Annotated in this window: 3 protein-coding genes; all 3 read left to right on the top strand. The window is 68.7% G+C overall.

Going from position 1 to position 3578, the window contains the following annotated elements:
- Window positions 1-762 (top strand): PEGA domain-containing protein (locus WBA11_RS18905; RefSeq protein ID WP_424522179.1); only part of this gene is annotated, 762 nt, incomplete at its 5' end.
- 116 nt (window positions 763-878) lie between these two features.
- Window positions 879-1730 (top strand): DUF5683 domain-containing protein, encoded by an 852-nt coding sequence (locus tag WBA11_RS18900; protein WP_424522178.1) that lies wholly within the window; start codon window positions 879-881, stop codon window positions 1728-1730.
- A 107-nt stretch (window positions 1731-1837) separates the two neighbouring features.
- Window positions 1838-3578, top strand: a 1741-nt coding sequence (locus WBA11_RS18895; protein ID WP_424522177.1) for a cyanophycin synthetase family protein, incomplete at its 3' end; no start/stop codon positions are given.

The raw sequence follows: 3578 nt of genomic DNA, 5'->3' as shown, positions 1-3578 counted from the left end.
GCCCTACTCGTCGGCATCACTGGGATCGTGCTCGCGACCCAGACCCGGACCGAGCCGTCGCCGCCCATCGCGACGACGGAGGAGCCACCCGCTATCGAGCCCCTCGAGGTCGAACCCGTCCTCGAGGACGACTCGCTGCTGGCCGTCGCCGACGACGTCCTCGAGGACGACCCGACCCCTGACGTCCCGAGTACGGACCCACTCGCCGGCCCGCCCTCGAGGCCGACGACCGACGCGCAGACGCCGACGCCGCGACCTTCGGTGGAGCCCCGCGTTACGCCCGCGCGGCCGGATCCGCCTCCGACCGAGACGCCGACCACGACGCCGGAGCCGGCCGTCGGCAACCTGGCGTTCGACTCCCAGCCGTGGTCGACGGTCCGGCTCGGGGAGCGCGTGCTCGGCAACACGCCGATCCGTGGCCTTGAGCTCCCGGTAGGTGTATACGAGCTGACGTTGGCGAAAGAGGGATTCCCCCCGGTTCCTGTGGAGGTCCGCATCGAGGCCGGGCGGCAGACCCGGATGACGGTCTCGTTGTACAACGCCGTTGGGCGCGTCCAGCTACGGGTCGTCCCATGGGCCAACGTATCCGTGAATGGAGAGTTTTGGGCCACCATCCCGCCGCAGAAGCTTCTCATCTTACCTCCGGGCGAACACACGCTGACGTTTGAGAATCCCGGTCTCGGTCGCGCGCCGATCCAGCGACGGATTCGAATCGCAGAGGGCGAGGAGCGCGAGATCACGATCAATATGATGGAGGAGTGATCGAGAATCCGATCTGGTCCTTTTGGACCTGGTCCAGCCCCGAGGGACGCTCTATTCTCCGCCTCATGCGTCCCAGTCGCCCGACCCTTTTTCCGATCTCTCCCGTGCTCGCGCGGATGGCATTCGTCCTCGAGGTCGCCGTCGTGTGGCTGGCGGTCGGGGTCGCCCTAAGCGCCACCGTCCTCGCGCAGCCGGCGACGCCTCCCGGTGACCTGCTGCGGGCGATGGACGGCGCCTTCGCGCGCGCCGACTACGACGTCGCCGAGGCGCGAGCGAGGGAGGCCATCGCCCGGTACGACGAGCTGTCACCAGACCAGCTCGTCGACGCGCATTCGACGCTGGGCATCTTGCTCCACACCCGCAACGCGCCCGTCGAGGCCCGAGCCCAGTTCGAGGCGGCCCTCGCCCTCGACCCGTCCCTCGTCCTCGATCCGGTCTTCGTGTCCCCCCGCACGCGAGCGTTCTTCGATACGGTGCGAGAGACCATCGAGGTCGAACCGGACGCGGCGGCGCCCGAGATCCGCTACCTCGTCCTCGAGGACCGACGCCCGGACGCCGCGCTCCGATCGCTGGCGCTTCCCGGCTGGGGACAGTTCTACAAGCAGGATCGAGGACGGGGCCTCCTCTTCGCAGGCGCGGCAGCGGTAACGGCGGGCGGCTTGATCGTATCGGCGATCCAGTACAGCGACGCTCGGAGCGCCTATCGAAATGCGTGCTACGACGACTCGATGCCTCCTCCCGGGTTGGACGAGTGCACCGAGGTCGACTTCGGAGAGATCGAGGGCGAGCTCTACGACCGGACCAACGGATGGAAACGGGCTCGCGACGCCTTTGCGATCGGCGCCGCGGCGGTGTGGACGGCGGCCGTCCTCGACGCGCTCGTCACCGGCGCACCAGCGGCTCCCAATCAGATCGCCATCGAGCCGGCCTCGCAGGGCGCCGGTCTCGCGCTACGGGCTCGGTTCTAGACGGACGCCGTCCTCGAGGAGGAAACGCGGCAACACGTTGGCCGAAGCACGGAGCTTGCATCGAGGACGAACGTTGGGCACCTTCCCTCTCGCTTCACCCCCGCTCCATGCGCGTTGTCTCGACGAACGTCTACGTCGGACCGAACACCTACGCTCGGTTCCCGGTCATCCGCCACGTCATCGACCTCGGCCCCCTCGAGGACTACCCGACGGCCAAGCTCGACGGCTTCGTAGACCGGCTCGTCGAGGCCTTGCCGGGGCTGGAGGAGCACGGGTGCTCATACCGCGAGGCGGGCGGCTTCATCCGCCGGATGCGCGAGGACGAGGGGACCTGGCTCGGACACGTCTGGGAGCACATCGCCCTCGAGCTTCAGGGCGTGGCGGGCCACGAGGTGACGTTCGGGAAGACGCGGTCGGCGGACCACCCGACGGGCGTCTACGACATGGTGTACGAGTACAAGCAGCGCGACGTCGGTTTGGAGGCCGGGGAGCTGGCGCGGCGTCTGATTCTGCGGCTCTTGCCCGACGACGTTCAGGCGCTCGTCGACGAGGAGAAGGAGCCGGACTACGACTGGGACGAAGAGCGCGACGCGTTCATCAAGCGCGCCCAGCGCCTGGCGTTCGGGCCGAGCACGCAGTCGATCATCGACGCGGCCGAGGCGCGCGACGTGCCGTGGATCCGGCTCAACCGGTACTCGCTCGTCCAACTCGGACACGGCAAGTACCAGCAGCGCATCCAGGCGACCGTCACCAGCCAGACGCACCACATCGCGGTCGAGATCGCAAGCGACAAGGAAGACACACGGGCCATTCTGGAGGCCATCGGGCTGCCGGTCCCGAAGCAGGCCCTCGTCTACGGACCCAACGACGCCATCCGGGCCGCTCACCGCATCGGCTATCCCGTCGTCACCAAGCCGCTCAACGCGAACCACGGCCGCGGCGTCTCCATCCGCCTGACGAAGGACGAGCAGGTGACCAAGGGGTTCGACCATGCGAGCCAGCACGGGACCAGTTCGGGCGTTCTGGTCGAGAGCTTCGTGAGCGGGTTCGACCACCGGATGCTGGTCGTCAACGGGCAACTGGTGGCTGTGGCCAAGCGCGTTCCGGGCCACGTCGTCGGCGATGGAACGCACACGATCGAGGAACTGGTCGAGATCGTCAACGACGACCCTCGGCGCGGCGTCGGGCACGAGAAGGTGCTGACGCGGCTCCAGTTCGACGCCCAGGCCGAGCGCCTGATGACCAAGGCCGGCGTCACGACGGACACCGTCCTCGAGGACGGACGCACGTTCTACCTCCGCTCGACGGCCAACCTGTCGACTGGCGGCACGGCCATCGACCTGACCGACCAAGTCCACCCGGACAACCGCGAGATGGCCGTCCGAGCTGTCAAGGCCGTCGGCCTCGATGTCGGCGGCGTGGACTTTTTGAGCGACGACGTGACGCAGTCGTGGCGCGAGGTCGGCGGAGCGATCGTCGAGGTCAACGCGGCGCCCGGCTTCAGGATGCACGTGGCACCGTCCGAGGGCACGCCGCGCGACGTCGCCGGACCCGTCCTCGACATGCTGTACCCGCCGGACGCGCCGGGCCGCGTGCCCATCGCGATGATCACCGGGACGAACGGCAAGACGACGACCTCGAGGATGGTCTCGCACGTGCTCCAGATGGCCGGCATGGTCCCCGGCATGACCTCGACGGACGGCGTGTTCGTCGACGGCAGCCTGTCGGTCAAGGGCGACATGACGGGTCCGATCGGCGCCCAAACGGTCTTGCGCGACCCGACCGTCGACGCGGCCGTCCTCGAGGTCGCGCGCGGCGGGATGGTGCGCGCGGGGCTCGGCGTGCGCC

Origin of the sequence: Rubrivirga sp., assembly GCF_049648075.1 — a bacterium.
In the GTDB taxonomy this organism is placed as follows: Bacteria; Bacteroidota; Rhodothermia; order Rhodothermales; family Rubricoccaceae; genus Rubrivirga.
Note: the sequence above shows the minus strand (reverse complement) of the source record. Positions and strands in the feature narration are given on the sequence as shown.

Bases quoted from the DNA above. Each gene is read 5' to 3' on its own strand.
- WBA11_RS18900 (WP_424522178.1), top strand. From the start codon at position 879: ATGGCATTCGTCCTCGAGGTCGCCGTCGTGTGGCTGGCGGTCGGGGTC.